This window comes from Rhodococcus sp. IEGM 1318, from assembly GCF_033142465.1.
GTDB classification, from domain to species: domain Bacteria; phylum Actinomycetota; class Actinomycetes; order Mycobacteriales; family Mycobacteriaceae; genus Rhodococcus_F; species Rhodococcus_F qingshengii_B.
In genome coordinates this window covers 376,211-395,657 of record NZ_JAWLSC010000006.1, presented here as the reverse complement: position 1 = coordinate 395,657, position 19,447 = coordinate 376,211, and the positions used below count along the sequence as shown (strand labels likewise).

Sequence of the window (19,447 nt, the reverse complement as noted above, 5' to 3'; positions counted from 1 at the left end):
CGATGCTGTTCTCGGTCGGCTTCCTGATCACCTTCCTCTTCGGCGGTCTGTCTGGCGTCATCCTCGCGAGCCCGCCGATCGACTTCCATGTCACCGACACCTATTTTGTCGTCGCCCACTTCCACTACGTGGTCTTCGGTACGGTCGTGTTCGCCACGTACGCCGGTATCTACTTCTGGTTCCCGAAGATGACCGGTCGCATGATGGACGAGCGCCTCGGCAAGTGGCACTTCTGGACCACGTTCGTCGGTTTCCACGGCACGTTCCTCGTCCAGCACTGGCTCGGTGGCGAGGGGATGCCGCGCCGTTACGCCGACTACTTGCCCTCGGACGGATTCACGGTTCTGAACTCGGTGTCCACGATCTTCGCTTTCGTACTCGGTGCCTCGACGCTTCCGTTCATCTGGAACGTCTTCAAGAGTTACCGCTACGGCGAAGTGGTCACCGTCGACGATCCGTGGGGCTACGGAAACTCACTGGAGTGGGCGACCACCTGCCCGCCGCCGCGTCACAACTTCACCGAGTTGCCGCGCATCCGCAGTGAGCGTCCGGCGTTCGAGCTGCACTACCCGCACATGGTGGAGCGAATGAGGGCAGAAGCGCACGTGGGTCTCACCGGGCAACCCACGTCGACGTTGGAGAAGAGTGACGATCATCGCCAGATTGATTAGTGCAATAATAGTTGCTGCACTAATTAATCTGATAACATCGGATTCATGACGACGAAGGCTCCGCAGACGCAGATGGACGATCCGCTGGCTCTCGACCGGCAGGTGTGCTTTGCACTTGCGGTCGCGAACCGGGCGGTGCTGTCCGTCTACCGGCCACTGCTCGAGCCGATGGGCCTCACGCATCCCCAGTACCTGGTGATGCTGGCACTGTGGGGAAAATCGCCGATGGCGGTCAAGGAAATCGGGCAGGCACTGCAACTCGATTCGCCGACGCTGTCGCCGCTCCTCAAGCGACTCGAGGCGTCCGGGCTGATCACGCGAACCCGTAGCCGCGCCGACGAACGTCAACTGGACGTGGACCTCACCGAAGCTGGTGTGGCACTGCGCGACGAGGCGGAGAAGATCCCGCCGGCGGTTGTCGCGAAGCTCGGCGTCAGCCTCGCCGAACTCGAAGAACTCCACAACGTTCTGACGCGGGTCAACGAGGCCGCGCTCCGCGCCGGAGCCTTGGATCAATGAGAGAAATGTGATGACTGCATCCGAAAGAAACGTGATGACTGCGTCAGTACCGTCGATGCGTACCGAACAGGTGACTTCCGTGACTTCCAAAAAGCAACGTACGAGCCCGAATCCTCTTCAATGGTTGGGTTATTCAGTGGGGCGCAAGCTGCCCGATTCCATGCAGGACTGGGTGCGAAACGACCTGATCGGTGACTGGGCCGTGCCGCGTCACCTGATCCGAAGCATGGTGCCGTTCATTCCAGTGTTCGCGGCCTTCATGCTCTTCCCCGGGCCGTGGGCCCTGCGGGCATCGATGGTGCTGCTCGGAGTGCTTCTGGCACTGTTTTATTCGGTCTCGTACATGGCTCAGAACAGGTCGCGTCGCCTGGAGCGTCACGGTTTGCCTTCCGACCTCGAGAACCCGAAGAAGATCTCGCGCCACGACGCCGAAAAGGCCGCCTACGAGAAGTTGCACGGCGGCCCCGCGACCTAGACGCCTCGGTCAGAAGCCGTGGAGGGTACTGCCGCCGTTCATTTCGCAGACACGTTGCTCCATGACCGCCGGGAAACCACCCGCAGGCTCGGACGAACGAAGAGCCGATTCGACGTCCTGCTCGACCAGGTATCCGTTGATCGCGATCGCCGCGCTTGAACCTGCAGCTGCAGCATTGATTACCTGCGCGCGAGGGTCGACGACATTGCCAGCGCCCCAGACACCGGGAACACTGGTGGCGCCGAAATGATCGACAGCCACGAATCCCGTGGGGCTGGTTTTGCAGCCGAGGTGCGTCAGATGTGCGTCGTTCGGAACGAAACGCGGCGCAACGAACAGTGCTGAGCGCGCAACCAACTGGCCGTTGTCGAGTTCGACGCCTTTCAGTTGCTCTCTCTCGCAGACCAATCCGGTAACTGATCCGTCTGCGACCGTCACCCCTCGCGCAGCCAGTCGTGCGCGTTCGTCGGGGGTGAGCGAGATCTTGTGGGGGAAGAACGTCACATCCGGCGACCACTGTCGGAGTAGAAACGCCTGGTGAAGTGACATTTCGCGAGCGTCGCCGCCGAGAATGCCGATTGGTTGGTCGCTGATCTCGTACGCATGGCAGTACGGGCAATGGAGCACACTTTGTCCCCAAAGCTCTTGGATGCCTGGAATTTCCGGGAGTGAATCCCGTAGGCCGGTGGTAACCAGCACAGTGCGAGTTTCGAGCGTCCTGCCTCCCGACAGTTCGACGGCAAAGCCGGGTTCGATACCGCGCCAGGAGATGTCGACTACCTCATCGCGTTTGAATTCCACTCCGTACGTCTGTAATTCGCTGCGCCCGACGGTGAGCAACTCACCTGGCGCCATGCCGTCCCGCGAGAGGAAGCCGTGCATGTGTGCCGCCGGTGCGTTGCGCGGCTTGCCGGAATCGATGACGGCGACCGAGCGCCGAGCACGACCCAACACCAGGGCTGCGCTGAGTCCGGCGGCTCCACCACCGACGATCACGGTGTCGAGGACCTGTGTTTCAGTCTGTGTTCGCATGAGCACAGGTTGCTCGCGGACGAGATCGTTCAGCAACTATTGTTGCCATTTCTGGGAATCGTCGTCAGACTCGGACCATGAATGTCAACGGTCCGCACATCGATGCCGCCATCTCGCAGATCGGCGCGCGCCTCAAACGCATTCGTACACAGAGGAACGTCACGCTCACAGCACTGTCCGAGTCCACCGGTATTTCGAAGAGCACCCTGTCGAGGCTCGAAGCGGGGGAGCGTCGCCCGAGTTTGGAGTTGCTGCTTCCGATCGCGCTCGCCCACCAAGTGCCGTTGGACCAGTTGGTGGCGGCGCCACAGGTCGCCGATCCACGTATCCAGAGTGCGCCTCGAAGCGTCAGTGGGCGAACGGTCTTGCCGCTGACTCGGCAACCGGGTGGGCTGCAGGCATTCAAGATGACCATCCCGGCAAACCAGACCGAGCCCAACCCGCAGGTGCATGACGGCTATGAATGGCTGTACGTGTTGTCGGGGAAGCTGAGATTGGTGTTGGCCGATCACGACATCGTGATGGGAACGGGTGAAGCTGCTGAATTCGACACCCGAAATCCGCATTGGTTCGGCAGTGACGGCAAAGGCCCGGTCGAAGTGCTGAGTCTGTTCGGCCCACAAGGAGAACGCATTCACGTTCGGGCCAAGCCTTCGGCGAAGTGACGGACAGTCATACTTTCATTCGATGCTGCCGGAGGCGAAGAGAACAGTGAGGATCTGTGCGAATCGAAACTGACGACCTGAGTCGGGACGCGGTCCTGGCTCTACTGGCCGAGCACCTCGCGGACATGCATGCGACCTCGCCCGCGGACAGTGTTCACGCGCTGGACATCACCGGGCTGAGGGATAGCTCCGTGACCATGTGGACGCTGTGGAGCGAAGTTGACGAGCTACTCGGTTGCGTAGCACTCAAGGAACGGTCGTCGACCGGCGGCGAGATCAAGTCGATGCGAACGTCATCGGCAGCAAGGGGGCGTGGCGTGGGAACGCGACTTCTTCAACACGTCGTGGACGCGTCGAGACAACGAGGTTACCGGCAACTCGAATTGGAGACCGGCACACAGGACTACTTCGATCCAGCTCGGCGGTTGTACGCGAAATTCGGGTTCATGCCGTGTCCACCGTTCGCGAATTACCGCGAAGATCCGAACAGTGCATTCTTCGTTCTCGCCCTGTAAGCAGCTCTCATTCGGTGAACATTCTGGCAGTGATACGTCGTACTGCACTGTCGGAGTCCATGATTGCGGTGTCGAGCACCAGCCGTTCCGTGGTCCACGGCTCGTAGTCTCGATCCAGAATTTCCTGCCACGTAGGTAGTACAAGATCCGGGATGTCGACCACTCGCCGTTCAGCGCGTCTGCGATGCTCGTCGGGATCCGAACAGATGACCTCGACACTGAGCAAGCGCGCCGAATTATGTTGTGCGGTAGCGGACCAGGCGTCTCGTGTCGCCTCGACTGGGTTGACGCATTCGACCACGACCGAGAGTCCCAGTCGCAATTGTTCGGCGGCAAGCGTGTACCCGGTGATGTATCCAGCGGTCCCGGATACATCAGCGATACCGCTGCGGATCAGCGACTGTTCGATGGTATCGATCCGCACGTAGGGAATCTTGTGATGCTGAGCAAGCGCCCGCGCGATCGTCGACTTGCCGGTGGCCGGCAAACCACCGATCACGACCAGCGTTGCGCGGGTCGATGGGTGGGGGTTGTGTCCGGCATCCGCCATCCCTGAAATGTACGGGGCGTCGTCGATTTACATAAACTCGCCTCGTACTCTGCTCAGCTCGAGATCGCGAATTCTCGTGCTTCGAACGCCAGATCGTCGGCGGCGGATTCCATTCGTGCCGTCGCACGGTTGGGTGCTGTCAGCACTGCGACAATCGGAACTGCCAACGCCAGCAGGCCGAGAACGAAGACAGGGAAGAGGAATGAGAATACTTCGAGTCCCTGCGGCGCCTGGGCTGCCGCGTCGTGAACAACCTCGACCGCGGCCATTCCGGTGTAGTGCATACCGACGACGGCGACACCCATGATGATTCCGGCGACAAAACGGAGAATCGTGGACTCGAGCACCATGGTGAACCACAGTGCAGCGGTTCCGGCGACGACTGCGATGAGAACCGACAATGCAACGAAGATCAGGTCGTAGTGGACCTCGCCCTGAAAGCGCAAGGCGCGCATACCCGTGTAATGCATGATGTTCACGGCGAGACCGGTCACCACGCCCCCGATCAGAAGCCGCGTCCAGCGAAATTCGGTCCCAATGATCAGCAGGCCGACAAACACGGCCCCTACCGAGATGATCGCGGAGATCACGGTCCATCCGAGGTTGTATCGAATCGGACTGCCGGGGACTGCGAAGCCGAGCATGGCGATGAAATGCATCAGCCAGATGGCGACGCCACCGATCGACAAGGCAGCCATAGCGAGCCATCGCATGCGTGTGGCGGTTGTCGTCGCCGACGCTGAATGCCTGGTGCACGCCAGGCCGACTACCGACCCGACCACGGACACGACGTAGGCGAGCCCGAGCAGCCAGATTCCCATCGAGAAATGGTGCATTTCATCCGACATGCCAGTTCCTTTCGGCGACGATTCGCATCTGGTGATTCATCTAGACGACTGCTTCAGCTGCAAGTCGTTCGAGGGAGTACTCGGTGACGGCGATCAGCGCGCGTTTGGCCGATTCGCGGTTTCGGGCGTCGATCTCGATCATGGGAACGCGGTTGGGTAGAGCTAACGCCTGGCGGAGATCGCTCGCCGAATGGATTGGTGCGCCGTCGAAGCGGTTGACCGCCACGATGAACGGGAGGCCTCGCGCCTCGAAGAAGTCGACTGCGGCGAAGCTGTCTTCCAGGCGACGTGTGTCGACCAGAATGACCGCACCGATCGCACCGGTGATGAGGTCGTCCCACATGAACCAGAATCGGCGCTGTCCCGGGGTTCCGAACAGATAGAGGACCAGGTCGTCGGCGAGAGTGATGCGCCCGAAGTCCATCGCGACCGTCGTGGTGCTCTTGTCGGGAGTGGAACCGAGATTGTCGATCCCGTCGCTGGCGCCGGTGACCATAGCCTCCGTGCGAAGGGGGACGATTTCGGAGACAGTTTCCACAAGCGTTGTCTTGCCAACACCGAAACCCCCGGCGATCACGATTTTTGTCGATTTCACGCGAGACGATGAGTCAGAGTGCCCGAAGTCCACTGAGGGTCCTTTCGATCAGTTCGCGTCGCTCGACTCGAGATGCGTCGCTTCGCAGAGTGGCATGTATTTCCAGTGATCCGGCTACTACGAGGTCGGCGACCAGTACCCGCACGACTCCGATCGGAACACCCAGGTGGGCAGCGATCTCGGCAATCGAGATCCGCTGCTCGCAGAGTGCGACGATCGATGCACGAATATCTTGCGGTGCAAGATTGTTCGAGTCCACGTCTTCGATCGTCGCGATGATCGCTTCGAGCGGGAGGTCGATGGACGGCAGGGTCCGACCTTCCGTGAGCGCGTAGGGCCGGACCAAGCTGGGTGCGGCGTCGTCGTGCTCGGATTGATGGCGAGGCATCGAACTCAAATACCCTGCGATGTTCGCGGGGCAATGTCCATGGTGGTCCCGACGCGATCGACGAGAGTCGCCATTTCGTAACCGATCTGGCCGATGTCGCATCCGGCGACAGCGAGTGCGGCAAGGTAAGCGCCACTACCGACGCCCATGAGAAGCAGGTAGCCGTTCTCCATCTCGACGACGGACTGCATGACAGCCCCGCCGTCGAAGAGGCGTGATGCACCCGCGGACAGGCTGGCTAGTCCGGAAGTGACAGCGGCTAATTGATCCGCCCGGTCGAGCGGAAGGTGTGTGCTCGAGGCCGTCAACAAGCCGTCGGCTGAGACGATGATCGCGTGACTCACACCCGGCACGTCTCGGGCAAAAGCCGAAACCAGCCAGTCGAGTGCGCGGGGAGTCTCTTGGGCTCCGACAGTGTTCACTGTTCTCCTTCATCGTTGTGCAACATCGTGGACGCTTCGAAAGACTGTCCGCCATCGAACTGGTGGGTGGCGGCATGCCGACGCCCTCGTTGTACTCCGGATTGGTAACTGCTCCAACCAAGTTGGACGTCCTCCGGATTGGATGCATGGCGCTGTGTCGTACCGCCCCCGCCGACGGCACCAGGAACCAGGCGGGCTCCGCGGTCTCGGATAGGAAGTCCGGAATCGGCGATCTTGGTAACCGGCATTTCGAACGACGTCCGAGCGGCCAGCCAGCCTTGATCCGCGTCGGTGGTCCACGAACTGCCGGTGGAAGCCGCTGAAGTCTCCGCCGTCGGATCCACGAGCCACTCCGACACCATCCGGGCGAAAATCGGCATCGTGGTCGGGGCAGTGGGAGCGCCGTTCGAGCTGCCGTCGCCCGCGCCGTCAGCGCGCGCCGATTCACGAGCAGAGAGCCCGTCACGGGTACGCGACGAGAAGAACGCCGCAGTATTTGTCGGCGTCGGGGCTGAGAGCCGGTGCCGCGGCGGCGGCGGGATACGAACGGGAAGGGGCGTCGATGCGCTTGAGCCTTCGGGATCGGGCAGAGGAGCGAAGGACGACACCGACGTAGCGGGTGCTGGAGTGGTTGGTGTCGAGGTACTGACCGCCGGTACTCCACTTGTGCCCGGGGTGCGACGTGGTAACCCCGAAGGCGCTGTTGCCGTCGGCGTCGATTGCGGTGTGATCGGGGCGAACGTCTCAGTCCGATCGGTACTGTTACTGGGCGTCCGACGCGGGAGATCAGTGAAACTTCTGGTCGCAGGCTGCGGGGGTGCGGATTCGGTCGGGACGGGCTGTGACCATGACGGTGCAGGCGGTGTGGGAGGGGGAGTCCGATCGAGCGTGGGAACGGGTCCGGTTCGCGGCGTGCGGATCTCGGGTCCCCGAGAAGAATCGAGTATCGACGTCGGTAGGAGCACCGTTGCGGTGATGCCGCTGTGCGTCGACGACGTTGCCGTCGGGCGCAGGCGCACAGAGATGTTGTAGCGACGGCTGATTCGGCTCACGACGAACAAACCCATGCGACGCGCTGTATCCGCGCTCATCTCGCCGCCGGCGGCGAGGCGCTCGTTGGCATCGAGGATATCGGCAGGCGACATGCCGATACCCAGATCTGCGATCTCGACGATCATGGAGCCGTCGACAGTGCGGGCAGCGTTGATAGACACCGTGGTCTCCGGTGGGGAGTACCGCAGAGAATTGTCGAGCAGCTCAGCGATGAGGTGAACGACGTCCGGGGCAGCATGACCGGTGACGACGCCGGGCGGGATCTGCCCAAGTTCGACGCGTCGATACTCCTCGACGCCGGATACCGCGGCGCGAAGGGTATCGCCGAGAGCGACGGGGGCGGTCCTGGCGCGGCGTACATCGGTTCCGGCGAGAACCAGCAAGTTGTCGCCGTTTCGACGCATTCTCGCGGCGATGTGATCGAGCCGGAACAGATTCTCGAGGCGACGCGGGTCGTCTTCGTCCTGCTCCAACTGTTCGATCAAACCGAGTTGCTGGTCGACGAGGGACTTGTTACGCCTCGACAGCGTTTCGAACATGTCGTTGACCTGGCGCCGCAGGGTGGCCTGCTCGCCGGCAAGCGTGATGGCCTGACCGTGCATGTCGTCCACCGCGCGCGCAAGCTCGCCGATTTCCTCGTGGGTGCGGATCGGGACACGGGCGAAGTCGAGCTCGTCGGTACTTGCACCTGCGCGAATTCGTTCGATCGCGTCGGGAAGTCCGCGTCGTGCTGCCTGCAATGCGGCAAATCGCAACCGGCGGATCGGATCGATGAGCGATCGGCTGATGACGAGGGCGATGGCCAGTGCCAGCAGGACCGCGCCGAGCACAATTGCAGTGTCACGAAGTGCTGCGGTTCGTGCTGCATTGGATTCAGCGGTGACGGTGTCGCCGAACTCGGTGACGGTGGTGTCGGTCAGGCTGTTGTACTGGTCGTTTCCGGATTTCAGATCGGCGCCCACGCGGCTCCCCAGAGGAGAGGTCGACGGAGTTGATCCGAGGGCGTTGATCCGGTTCTGAGCAGAGTTGCTGAGGGTCTGGACGGTGTCGTTACTCCCGTCGATGGCCAGAATGTTGTTCAGAGCGACCAGTTCGGCACCGGCAGCACTGACCATCGACGTACGAGCCTGCTGGTCCGGATCACCTGAGCCGAAGAGGATTCGTTGTTCGGCAAGCGCTCGTCGCGCATCCCAGAGTGCCGAGAGTCGGCCACCCTCTTCGCGCAGCGCCGGACGCTGAGAATGCTCGACGACGCTGGTGAAGGTGTTCGAGAGCGCGCGCGAGACTTCGCCGACCCGCGAAACCAAGCGTGCGGGAGCCACCGCGCCGGCGGCGATCTCCTCGGTGATGGAACGGCTCTCGGCGAGCGCCGAAGTTACTTGGTCGTTGAGGTCGTCGTCGGACTGGAACGCGCGCGCGGCGTCGACCAGTTGGTCCATTGCGTCCGAAACTGCTTGTGTTGCCGGGCCGGTGTCAGTGCGTGCCGATGCGGCTTCGGCGAGTTCGTACAGCGCGGATTCGAGGTTGATCGCGGCGGGCACTGCGAGGGCACGCTCGGACGAGGAACTCAGCTGTGCGGCTTCTTCGAGCTCTGTCTGAACTCGAAGCGCGCCGAGGACAACGGCGACGATCATCGGCAATGCGAGAACGGCGATGACTTTCCAGCCCAGGCGCCATTCGCCGATCGACCACCAAGAGGTTGTCGTGTGTGAATCGTGTTTCATGCGGAACATGGCCCCTTCACGTCAACCCCCGTGGGTCATTGCCCGAACCCCTTCGATCCGGTTTGACCAGAAGGAGTAGTTAGCTGAACGGTAACAGACTGTTCGCTGACTCGCTACATACCAGTTGGATTCTTGGATCGCCGATGACTATATCCGGATTGTAAGGCCAGGTGAAAGGGTAAACGGACAAGTGCGGCGAATGGGATAGCCGGATAGTCCAATTTGGTAGCTTGGCGAGCAGCGCTGCTCGGGAATCGGTGGAACTCGCGGTAAGCATCTGGCTCGTGTCCCGACTCGAGACACGTCCGAACAAGGCGCACTCGCATGTCAGACTGTGGTAACCGCACCGATGACCGAATCGAACCTTGGAGCCATAGTGGGTGGACCTGCTCGCGACGCGTTGCGTGCGATCGCCGAACTGCTCGCACCTGACAGCCCCGCCGTCATCGATCGTGTGACTCTCGCAATCGACTACCCGGAACGGTATGTCGAGGTACAGAACGAACTGTACTTACAGACGCTCGAGAAGCCGCACCCGGAAATGGCATGGTTTGCTCTCGTCGACGCATTGCACGAACAAGAACTCCTGGTCTGGGTGGACTGGAACGAGGACGCTGCCGAGGTTCTCGGTCGACTGCGACAGCTGAAGTCTGCACTCGGAGCGGCCCACTCATGGAAATGGGCGGACGAGCTTGGCGCAGCCTATGACCGCACCGCTGGCCTCGAAACGCTTCTTGCCGGCGTCGGCGCCAACATCGCCGTGTCAGGAGTTTCCGTTGCCTGGCTCGACAGCGACAGCGATACCTTTCTCGTGGTGCTGATCCCGAGTGTTCAGGCCGAATCGCTCGTCGAACTCGCGCTGGCAACCGGGCACTGTGTGCGCGTGTTCTAGTGTCTCAGCGTTTACCGAGCAGACGACGGAATCCCTCGATTCGGTCGCTCAGTCTGGGCGGCGTGCGCTCGGGATCCATCAGCGCGTTTTCAGCGAGCACGTGGTCTTCGCCGTCCACTGTGTTCCGGTCGAATTCGCGCAGACTGCGGGCGTCGGAGGTCGAGAGAGCGCGAACCGTCGACAACAGTGACTGCTCACCCAACGCGTCGTCGACTTCTTCCTCGGTGACGTCGAGGTGCTCGCTGAGTAGACGGCGCCTCAAACCGATGATCGAGGCCCGCAACTCGACGTCCGCGTCGTCGTCGGATTCGACGGCGATGTCACACTCCGTATCGAAGCCCATCGAACGGTTGTTGAGGTTCGACGACCCGATTCGCAGGAGGCGATCGTCCATCACGAGAACCTTGGCGTGTACGTAAATAGGTGCGCCAGAACAGGTCACGGGATAAAACGCACCGAACCGATCATGGATATCGGCGGACCACAGCAGATGCAACAGGTCGTGGCGCGCTCCGTCCATCGCCTTTTGTTCCAGCCATCCGTCGGCATTGCGCGGAATGACCAGAACGATCTCCGGTCCGTCGTCCTCACGCAGGCGCGCGGCAATCGCCTCTGCCAGCGTGCGTGAGGCGAGGTACTGGCTTTCGATGTACAGCGTGTGTTCGGCCCCGGCGATGGCCGCGAGATAGAGCGCCTCGATCTCGCGTACCTCGATGCGTTCGCCGAGTTCCGGCAGCGTTCTGGCGACGGCTACGTCGACAACCCGCAAGGTGGGCGCCAGATTCACGGGCCACGGAGTCGCAGTGCTCTCGACCGGTGTCAGATCCTCGCCGGTTGCGGATTTCCAGCGTGCCCGCGCCAATTCGCCGATGGCCGCCGCCGCATTGCCGTCGACCGCCGTGGTCGCGTCATGCCAGGGGCCGTAACGCCTTCCGCTCGGAGTGATCCGGTAATCGTTTCGGTCGACGTGATCCGAGGTGTCCCAGCGGTCCACCGTCATGTCGATGCCGCCGCAGAACGCCAGAGCGTCGTCGATGACGATGATCTTCTGATGGTGCGCCGCGCCCACTGGATGGGCGCCGTCGATCTCGAACCGAAGACGCTCGTCGGTCAACCAGTTGGACACGAAGACGGGAGTCATGCCGCGCCCAATTGCGGTGAAGGCGCCGATGTTCCATTTGAGTACGAGGATTTCGAGATCGGTTTTCTCGCGGACGAGCCAGCGGAGGAACATCCCCAATCGGTTGGGGCCGTCGAGCGTCTGCTTGCCTGGCTCGAGTTTGATGCGCGTGTCGAAATCCCAGCCGATCAACATGATTCGCTTCTCGGCTTGCAGCATTGCGGACTTCGCGTGATGAAAGTAGTCATCGGCGTCGACGATGCAGGCCAGATTGTCGGCCGGCTCGATGCGCCAGCAGGTTTCGCCCGGAACAAGAATTCTGTTCATTCGCCGATTCCCAGGTAAGACGTCAGTTCGCGGGCGGCCGCCTGGCCGGCGCGGTTGGCTCCGATCGTCGACGACGACGGCCCGTATCCCACCAGATGCACGCGAGGGTCGGCTTCGATCTGCGTGGCGAGGCGTCCGGTCATCGGTATTCCGCCACCTGGTCCTCGCAGGTGCAGAGGTGCCAGGTGATCGAGTGAGCTGCGAAAACCGGTGCACCACAGGATCGCATCGGCATCGATGACAGTACCGTCGGCCCACTTCACGCCGTTCGGAAGGATTTCGGAGAACATCGGGAGTCGATTCATGACACCGCGCTCTCGCGCTGCGCGGATGGCCGGTGTCACCGGGAGACCGGTCACTGAAACGACGGATCCCGGAGGCAGACCGCGTCGTACACGATCCTCGACCATGGCAACCGCGGCGCGGCCGATGTCCGGAGTGAACGGCTCGTCGCGGAACTCCGGTTCACGACGCGTCACCCAGGTAGTCGTCGTGACGCGTGAGATCTCGTCGAGCAGTTGGACGGCCGAGATACCGCCGCCGACCACGACCACATGTTTGCCCTCGAACTCCGCGGCGGTTCGATAGTCCTTCGTGTGGAGTTGTCGGCCACGAAATGATTCGGCCCCGCGATAGTGGGGGATGAAGGGCCGCTCCCAGGTTCCTGTCGCATTGATCAAGCCTCGCGCCGCGAACACTCCGTGGTCGGTCTCGATCCGCAGTCGCTCTTCCCTCGGGCACACCACTCGTGTGTGCACCGGGCGGTGGACGGGAAGTTCGAATTGCTTTTCGTACAGTTCGAAGTAGTGGGGGACCGCGACGGATGCAGGCACCTGTTCCGCGTCGGTGCCGGTGGTTTCCGCGAAGGACATTCCCGGGAGATCATGCACACCGTTGACGGTGCTCAGTGTCAGGCTCGGCCAGCGGAACTGCCACGCCCCGCCCGGCCCGGACGCATGATCGAGCACCACGAAACCCGATTCGGGTTCGATTCCGAACTTGCGCAGGTAGTACGCGGCGGAGAGTCCGGCCTGTCCGGCGCCGATCACCACCACGTCAACCGGGTGCGGTTCCTGTGAGGCAAGGTCGTCTGTACTCATCGGTAATCTAACCTCCTGATGTACAGAACTTAGCTGCAGAGAAGTATGCGGACGGTATCGGCGCCTCGGAACATCCCTGTGTCGAGCCTTCCAGAAACGAAAGTGAGCGGACATGATCGGGTTCTCCCGTGACGGCAACGTCGTGACCATCGAGTTGCAGCGTCACGAGCGTCGCAATGCACTCAGCGCGGAACTCTGCATTGCGATTCGGGACGCGATGAACGCAGCAGTCGCCGAGCATGCGCACGTCGTCGTCATCACCGGTGAAGGATCGGCATTCTGCGCAGGGGCAGATCTCTCCGGCGACGTCTACATGGAGGGCTTCACCGATCGCCTGTTCGAGATGCTTCGCTCTATCGACACGGCGCCCATCCCGGTCATCGCTGCCGTCAACGGTCCGGCCATCGGTGCCGGGACGCAGCTGGCCATCGCGTCGGATCTGCGCGTCGTGGCGCCGAGCGCTCGTTTCGGAATCCCGGCAGCCACCCTCGGTGTCTCGGTGGACAAGTGGACGATGCGTCGGCTCGCGTCGCTGGTCGGCGGCGGTCCCGCGCGCACCATCCTGCTCGGTATCGAACAGATCGGCGCTGAGGAAGCCTTCACTCGGGGCCTCGCCAACAAAATCGGCACCCTCGACGACGCCCAGGAATGGGCACACCGCATCGCCAATCTCGCACCGCTGTCGTTGCGGCACATGAAGATGGTCCTCAACGACGACGGCACCATGGAGGAGCAGTCTCCCGAGCAGCTCGACGCTCTTCACGCCGCCTGGCTCAGCGAGGACGTCCAGGAAGCCCGCGCTGCCCGCATCGAGAACCGCCCTCCCGTATTCAAGGGCAAGTAAAGCCTGTTGCAGGGTAAACAGGCGCCGGGCACGCAGGACGGATAGTGGCTACGCTCGTCTGAATGAAGAAGACGACGGTTCTCGGAGTTGCTGCTGTTGCCGCGGCGACGGGGTGGGTGGCGCGAGCCGCATGGGGAATCCCGACGCAGATCGGGGCATCGCGAAACACGGTGCAACCGTATGCGGCGATGTCTCCGCGATATCGGGACCGCCAGTTCCACAACTCGGAGCCCAGCAGCACACTGGTGCCCGGCACTGATGCCGGAATGTTCAAGTCGATGGCAACGCGAGGGTCGACGGGTCGGCCGCGTCAGCCGATTCCGTTGGCCACTCCGCTGGCACCGGCGGTAGCCGGCGACGCAGCGGTGACGTGGTATGGCCATTCGAGCGTTCTCGTCGAGGTCGACGGTTGCCGTGTTCTCGCCGATCCGGTGTGGAGCGAGCGCGTATCACCCTCGGCCACAGTAGGTCCCGCACGGATGCACCCCACTCCGGTGGCATTGACCGAACTGCCTGCAGTAGATGCGATAGTCATCTCTCACGATCACTACGACCATCTCGACATGGCTACGGTCAAGACGCTGACTCGTACCCAGACTGCTCCGTTTGTCGTGCCGATCGGTATCGGGGCTCACCTGCGGCACTGGAAGGTGCCCGAGAACCGGATCGTGGAATTGGACTGGGACGAGTCGACAAAAGTCGGCGACCTGGTTCTCACGTGCACCGAGGCTCGTCACTTCTCCGGTCGTGGTCTTGTTCGGAATACGACTCAGTGGGCGTCGTGGGTGTTCGCCGGTCCCGAGCACCGGGTCTTCTTCGGCGGTGACAGCGGATACACGTCCCGATTCGAACAGTTGGGTGCAACGTACGGGCCGTTCGATCTGACGCTTCTCCCCGTCGGCGCGTACGACGTGCGCTGGCCGGACACTCACATGAATCCCGAAGAGGCGGTGCAGACGCACATCGACCTCAACAAGGGCGACGGTTCGCGCGGTGTATTCGTCCCGATTCACTGGGCGACCTTCAACCTCGCGTTTCACTCGTGGTCGGAGCCGATTATTCGCCTCAACGAGTCGGCCGCAGAGGCAGGCACGACCGTGTCGGTTCCGATGCCGGGCGGCAGGATCGACGCGTTGTCACCGATACCGCCGTCGAAGTGGTGGATACCGCTGGGATGACCGAGGCAGTTGCTCGAAAGCCGCCCTCGTCTCTCAATCCAATCGGATTCCGAACCAACCTCCACGTTGATACCGCGGTTGGTGCGTCACTTGTTCACTGGTGAGGTTGGGTTTCGGTTGTCGTTTCGGTTGCCATAGTTGCGTGACACTTTCGGACGCGGAGGCGATGACTTCTCCGTCGAGGGTGACGACCTTCTCGTCCATTCCCAACTGTGGCCATGCTGTCGCGACTTCGATCGGCCCGGCAGGAGGTGTCGGAGCCAGTAGGTATTCACCCCGCACTGAGCCTGAGCGGCTTTCGGCCGAGCGCAACTCCAGCAGAAGACCCCGCGTTTTCTGCGCGGTGGTCACCGATGTTCCATCGGCGAAACCGAGACCGAGGAGTAGCGGTGCGCTGAAATGTGTGAACGTGGGACGCACGTCGAAAGAGCCGAGACTCAGCGAGAGTGCCGGATCTTTGTAGCGGGCATCAATCGCGAACATCATCCCGAAGGAGTAGACCCGCGCTGCCGACAACCAGAGAACCAAGTCGTCGGTCCGATTGAGATCGCGAGAAATCGGCAGGTCGACGGGCCGTTCGCACCGAAGCGCCTCGTCGAGACCTTTGTAGACGTATTTCATAACGTTCCTCGCTGGTCTTCTCTGCTCGTGCCGACAAGCATCGCAGAACCGCGGCGCACGGGTGTGATCTTCGTGTAGCTGCGATTGCCACACGAGTCCGACCCTGATTAGTTGCTCCGGGTGCGTAATCTTTGACCATGGCTCACGAGCACACCAGTTCAGAAGAGACAGCAGTGGCGGTAGCGCCTGAGCGATTGCCGGACGACGTCGACGTCGCCCGCGGTTTGACCGCCGATCAGGTTGCGGCCCGGATAGCGTCGGGGCAAACCAACGACGTGCCGGATCGGGCGTCTCGCTCGGTCAAGGACATCATTCGCGGCAACGTCTTCACTCGCATCAACGCGATCCTGACCGTGTTGTTGGTGATCGTGCTCGCGACGGGCTCGATCATCGACGGCATGTTCGGGTTGTTGATCATCGCGAACAGCGGTATCGGCATCATCCAGGAGATCCGCGCCAAGCGCACGCTCGACGCACTGGCCATCGTGAGTCAGGCCAAGCCGATGGTCAGGCGTGACGGCGTCGCCGTGGCAATGGCACCCAAAGACGTTGTGCTCGACGACATTATCGAACTCGGGTCCGGTGACCAGATAGTCGTCGACGGCGAAGTGGTCAGTTCCGCCGCACTCGAGGTCGACGAATCGCTCCTCACGGGTGAAGCCGATCCGGTTCACAAGGCGAGTGGCCAGCAAGTGTTGTCGGGCAGTTTTGTTGCCGCGGGCAGTGGCGCATACCGAGCCACCAAGGTCGGCGGCGATGCATACGCGGCCAAGCTTGCCGAAGAGGCGAGCAAGTTCACTCTCGTGCACTCGGAACTGCGCAGCGGTATCGACAAGATCCTGAAATTCATCACCTACCTGATGATTCCGGCGGGTGCGCTGATCATTTTCAATCAGCTCTTCACCATCGGCCTGCCGATCCGACCGGCACTCAACGGCATGGTGGCAGCGCTGGTTCCGATGGTTCCCGAAGGTCTGGTGCTGATGACCTCCATCGCGTTTGCGGTCGGCGTCATCCGATTGGGCAAGCGCCAGTGCCTCGTTCAGGAGTTGCCGGCGATCGAAGGCTTGGCCCGTGTCGACGTCGTGTGCGCGGACAAGACCGGAACCCTGACCGAGAACGGTATGCGTCTGTCCGAGGTCGATGTCGCACAGGGCGGTTCGGGGGAGTCTGCGGTCAAGTCCGCGTTGAGCGCGATGGCTGCGTCCGACCCTCGCCCCAACGCGAGTGTGCTGGCGATTCGCGAGTCGCTCTCCGACGATCCCGGCTGGGGTGAAGCCACCGCAGTGGCGCCGTTCTCCTCGGCGAAGAAGTGGAGCGGCCAGTCGTACGGCAGTAACGGCAACTGGGTACTCGGTGCCCCGGACGTGCTGCTCGATCCGGACTCGGAGATGGCCCGCAAGGCCGAAGAAGTGGGATCGAGCGGGCTTCGTGTCCTCATGCTCGGCAGCAGCGACCTCCCCGTCGACGACGCCGACGCACCGGGCACCGTCACCCCCGAAGCTCTGGTCGTACTCGAGCAGAAGGTGCGTCCGGACGCACAGGAGACGTTGGAGTACTTCGCCAGCCAGAAGGTCGCGGTCAAGGTCATTTCCGGCGACAACGCGGTTTCCGTCGGCGCCGTTGCCGGGTCACTCGGACTCGAAGGCGGCGACCGTCCGATCGATGCACGGGAGCTGCCCAGCGATCAGGAAAAGCTGGCGGACACGCTCGACGGCGCAACGACGTTCGGTCGCGTGCGGCCGGATCAGAAGAGGGAAATGGTCGCGGCCTTGCAGTCTCGCGGACATACCGTCGCGATGACCGGTGACGGCGTCAACGACGTTCTCGCCCTCAAAGACGCCGACATCGGAGTCTCGATGGGCTCGGGTAGCCCGGCCACGCGAGCGGTGGCCCAGATCGTGCTGCTGGACAACAAGTTCGCGACGCTTCCGTACGTCGTCGCGGAAGGCCGCCGAGTGATCGGCAACATCGAGCGCGTGTCGAATCTGTTCCTGACCAAGACCGTCTACTCGGTGGTACTCGCATTCCTGATCGGTATCACCGGCGTCCTGTCCCAGGCCTTCGACTTCGAACCGCTGCCGTACCCGTTCCTACCCCGCCACGTCACGATCGCAGCGTGGTTCACGATCGGTATCCCGGCCTTCATCTTGTCTCTGGCACCCAACAACGAGCGCGCGCGAACCGGGTTCGTCTCCCGCGTCATGCGCTTGGCGCTGCCGTCCGGTCTGATCATCGGCATCACCACGTTCATCTCCTACGTGCTGGCCTACCAAGGTCCGGACCAGACGGAGACCCAGAAGATCCAGGCCGGAACCAGCGCGCTCATCACGTTGATCATGATCGCCGTGTGGGTTCTGGCGGTCGTGGCCAGGCCGTACGTCTGGTGGAAGCTCGTTCTGATCGGTGGATCGGTGGCCGGCTATCTGATTCTGTTCGCTCTGCCGTTCACCCGAGAGTTCTTCAAACTGGATCCGAGCAACGTCGCTGCGACGACGCTCGCGATCACCCTCGGCGCGATCGGCGTTGTACTGGTGGAACTCTCGTGGTGGGTCAGTGCACGTATTCACGGGGAGAAGCGGAAGATGTTCGCCACGCCTGACGACCTACCCGGCGAGCATCACCATGCTCACAGCGAGTAACCAGTTCAGCGCCTGAACATCTGCACCCAGGCAATGCGATCGCCGCCGCGCTTCTTGGCCCGGTACATCGCATTGTCTGCGTGCTCGATCAGGTCGTTGACAGCTCGATCCGGTAAGTCCGTCTCGCGACTCAGATAGACGCTGACACCGGTACTGGCGGAAACAGGATAGGGATCGGAGTCGGACGAGACCGCTGAATGAATCTCGGTGGCGACCTGTTCGATATCTCCTCGATCGACTCCGCGCAGGACGACGAACTCGTCCCCGCCGATTCGCGCCACCACCGCATCGGGTCCGGCGGCAGCGATGAGGCGGTCGGCGACAGCCGTCAACGCATCGTCGCCCGCGACGTGGCCGTGTGTGTCGTTGAGGTTCTTGAACGAGTCGACGTCGATGAGTAGTGCGATCAGTGCCTGCGTTCGATCACTGCGCAGCAGATGCTGCGCCTCGTCCTGGAGTCCGCGGCGATTGAGTGTCGCGGTGAGGTAGTCCCGGTGGGCGTTGCGTGCGTCGTCGGTCAGGCGCAGCCAGACGATCTGCAGAATCCAGGCGGTGGAGAAAACCACACCGGCAACCATCAGATAGAGGTTCGCGACCACCCAGTTGTCGTTGACCGGCTCGGACATCGCCATGGCAGCGAGCGTCGTACAGACAGCAAGAGCCCAGCCGATGTGACTGATGGCAACGCGAGGGCTGTGAACAATCGCCGCGTAGAAGCCGATCATGATGAACAGGATGCAGCCGATGGTTCCGACGAAAGCGGTGCGTACGGCGAAGAAGAGAGAGACGGCGAGCCACAGGTCGGCCCACACGAGAAAGGCCACTGATTGTTGCCAGGTGGGCCACGATTCGTTTCGTGCCCAACGACATCCCGCGTAGATCCCGCTGATCGTTCCGACAGCGAGGACCGATCGTGCAAGGGCAGTGTCGGAACCGAAGCGGCTCAACTGCATGGTCGCCGCGATCAGGGCGAAGAGGAAACACCACACGGCAACCAATTTGCGTCCGGGAACGGTCAGCCCGCGGACGTCGAGGAACCGGGGGAGCCAGGAGTAATCAGTGTGGTCTGACCACCAACGAGAAAGCAGTTCACGCGTCGGGTGGAGGTTGCTCCCCGTCCCGCGCAGTCCTGCATTCAAACCGGGCACCTGTCGAGTCGATGGGTGGTCAATCAGCTATTGGCGGGTTAACGCTACCTCGAGTATCGCGCGGCTCGTGCGCGCGGACCTGCTTTCTGGCGCAGAGGCCGTCGACCTGTGAGAATCG

Annotated in this window: 20 protein-coding genes; 9 read left to right on the top strand and 11 right to left on the bottom strand. The window is 62.1% G+C overall.

Features of this window, described 5'->3' with window-relative positions; all coding sequences use genetic code 11:
* The 3 genes from R4P65_RS17205 to R4P65_RS17195 form a co-directional block, all read left to right on the top strand.
* The coding region (locus R4P65_RS17205; RefSeq protein ID WP_317827405.1) for a cbb3-type cytochrome c oxidase subunit I at positions 1–671 on the top strand (671 nt) is incomplete at its 5' end.
* 45 nt (positions 672–716) lie between these two features.
* Entirely contained in the window at positions 717–1,190 is a 474-nt protein-coding gene (locus R4P65_RS17200; protein WP_019744857.1) for a MarR family winged helix-turn-helix transcriptional regulator, read from the top strand.
* A gap of 55 nt (positions 1,191–1,245) precedes the next feature.
* Positions 1,246–1,665, top strand: coding sequence for a DUF5313 family protein (locus tag R4P65_RS17195; protein ID WP_042451127.1), 420 nt, complete (start codon positions 1,246–1,248; stop codon positions 1,663–1,665).
* A 9-nt stretch (positions 1,666–1,674) separates the two neighbouring features.
* Here R4P65_RS17195 and R4P65_RS17190 read toward each other — a convergent pair whose 3' ends face one another.
* Positions 1,675–2,703 (bottom strand): NAD(P)/FAD-dependent oxidoreductase, encoded by a 1,029-nt coding sequence (locus R4P65_RS17190; protein WP_411742553.1) that lies wholly within the window; start codon positions 2,701–2,703, stop codon positions 1,675–1,677.
* 71 nt (positions 2,704–2,774) lie between these two features.
* On the opposite strand from R4P65_RS17190, the gene R4P65_RS17185 reads away from it, so the two are divergent.
* Together R4P65_RS17185 and R4P65_RS17180 are read left to right on the top strand one after the other, a co-directional pair.
* Positions 2,775–3,362: a helix-turn-helix domain-containing protein gene (locus R4P65_RS17185; protein WP_230814462.1), complete on the top strand. Its 588-nt coding sequence runs from the start codon at positions 2,775–2,777 to the stop codon at positions 3,360–3,362.
* A 56-nt stretch (positions 3,363–3,418) separates the two neighbouring features.
* Complete coding sequence (locus tag R4P65_RS17180; protein ID WP_317827403.1) at positions 3,419–3,877, top strand: GNAT family N-acetyltransferase; 459 nt, start codon at positions 3,419–3,421, stop codon at positions 3,875–3,877.
* A gap of 7 nt (positions 3,878–3,884) precedes the next feature.
* On the opposite strand, the gene R4P65_RS17175 is transcribed toward R4P65_RS17180, so the two are convergent.
* Genes R4P65_RS17175 through R4P65_RS17150 form a run of 6 tightly spaced genes read right to left on the bottom strand, consistent with a single transcriptional unit; the run spans position 3,885 to position 9,457 of the window.
* Positions 3,885–4,427, bottom strand: a complete 543-nt coding sequence (locus tag R4P65_RS17175; RefSeq protein WP_317827402.1) for an AAA family ATPase — start codon at positions 4,425–4,427, stop codon at positions 3,885–3,887.
* Positions 4,428–4,480: 53 nt separating this feature from the next.
* Positions 4,481–5,275 (bottom strand): MHYT domain-containing protein, encoded by a 795-nt coding sequence (locus tag R4P65_RS17170; protein WP_230814459.1) that lies wholly within the window; start codon positions 5,273–5,275, stop codon positions 4,481–4,483.
* A 40-nt stretch (positions 5,276–5,315) separates the two neighbouring features.
* The gene (locus R4P65_RS17165; protein WP_230814458.1) at positions 5,316–5,903 is read right to left on the bottom strand and encodes a GTP-binding protein; all 588 of its coding nucleotides are present in this window, start codon (positions 5,901–5,903) and stop codon (positions 5,316–5,318) included.
* Entirely contained in the window at positions 5,884–6,258 is a 375-nt protein-coding gene (locus R4P65_RS17160; RefSeq protein WP_230814457.1) for a DUF742 domain-containing protein, read from the bottom strand. The genes R4P65_RS17165 and R4P65_RS17160 overlap by 20 nt, the downstream gene beginning before the upstream one ends.
* Positions 6,259–6,263: 5 nt before the next feature.
* The gene (locus R4P65_RS17155) at positions 6,264–6,680 is read right to left on the bottom strand and encodes a roadblock/LC7 domain-containing protein (protein WP_003940329.1); all 417 of its coding nucleotides are present in this window, start codon (positions 6,678–6,680) and stop codon (positions 6,264–6,266) included.
* Positions 6,677–9,457: an ATP-binding protein gene (locus R4P65_RS17150; RefSeq protein WP_317827401.1), complete on the bottom strand. Its 2,781-nt coding sequence runs from the start codon at positions 9,455–9,457 to the stop codon at positions 6,677–6,679. The genes R4P65_RS17155 and R4P65_RS17150 overlap by 4 nt, the downstream gene beginning before the upstream one ends.
* A 349-nt stretch (positions 9,458–9,806) precedes the next feature.
* On the opposite strand from R4P65_RS17150, the gene R4P65_RS17145 reads away from it, so the two are divergent.
* Positions 9,807–10,349: a hypothetical protein gene (locus R4P65_RS17145; RefSeq protein ID WP_317827400.1), complete on the top strand. Its 543-nt coding sequence runs from the start codon at positions 9,807–9,809 to the stop codon at positions 10,347–10,349.
* 4 nt (positions 10,350–10,353) lie between these two features.
* Here the strand turns inward: R4P65_RS17145 and R4P65_RS17140 are convergent, their stop codons facing one another.
* Positions 10,354–11,796 (bottom strand): phospholipase D-like domain-containing protein, encoded by a 1,443-nt coding sequence (locus tag R4P65_RS17140; RefSeq protein WP_317827399.1) that lies wholly within the window; start codon positions 11,794–11,796, stop codon positions 10,354–10,356.
* Complete coding sequence (locus tag R4P65_RS17135) at positions 11,793–12,896, bottom strand: NAD(P)-binding domain-containing protein (protein ID WP_317827398.1); 1,104 nt, start codon at positions 12,894–12,896, stop codon at positions 11,793–11,795. The genes R4P65_RS17140 and R4P65_RS17135 overlap by 4 nt, the downstream gene beginning before the upstream one ends.
* Before the next feature lie 112 nt (positions 12,897–13,008).
* On the opposite strand from R4P65_RS17135, the gene R4P65_RS17130 reads away from it, so the two are divergent.
* The gene (locus tag R4P65_RS17130) at positions 13,009–13,740 is read left to right on the top strand and encodes an enoyl-CoA hydratase (RefSeq protein ID WP_003940192.1); all 732 of its coding nucleotides are present in this window, start codon (positions 13,009–13,011) and stop codon (positions 13,738–13,740) included.
* 62 nt (positions 13,741–13,802) lie between these two features.
* Positions 13,803–14,918, top strand: a complete 1,116-nt coding sequence (locus R4P65_RS17125) for an MBL fold metallo-hydrolase (protein WP_317827397.1) — start codon at positions 13,803–13,805, stop codon at positions 14,916–14,918.
* A gap of 33 nt (positions 14,919–14,951) precedes the next feature.
* Here R4P65_RS17125 and R4P65_RS17120 read toward each other — a convergent pair whose 3' ends face one another.
* On the bottom strand, positions 14,952–15,539 hold the full coding sequence (locus tag R4P65_RS17120; protein ID WP_317827396.1) for a hypothetical protein: 588 nt from the start codon (positions 15,537–15,539) through the stop codon (positions 14,952–14,954).
* A gap of 137 nt (positions 15,540–15,676) precedes the next feature.
* On the opposite strand from R4P65_RS17120, the gene R4P65_RS17115 reads away from it, so the two are divergent.
* A complete protein-coding gene (locus R4P65_RS17115; protein ID WP_317827395.1) occupies positions 15,677–18,181 on the top strand; it encodes a cation-translocating P-type ATPase in 2,505 nt (834 codons plus the stop codon).
* Between the two features lie 5 nt (positions 18,182–18,186).
* On the opposite strand, the gene R4P65_RS17110 is transcribed toward R4P65_RS17115, so the two are convergent.
* Positions 18,187–19,329 (bottom strand): GGDEF domain-containing protein, encoded by a 1,143-nt coding sequence (locus R4P65_RS17110; protein WP_317827394.1) that lies wholly within the window; start codon positions 19,327–19,329, stop codon positions 18,187–18,189.
* Between the last annotated feature and the right edge of the window lie 118 nt (positions 19,330–19,447).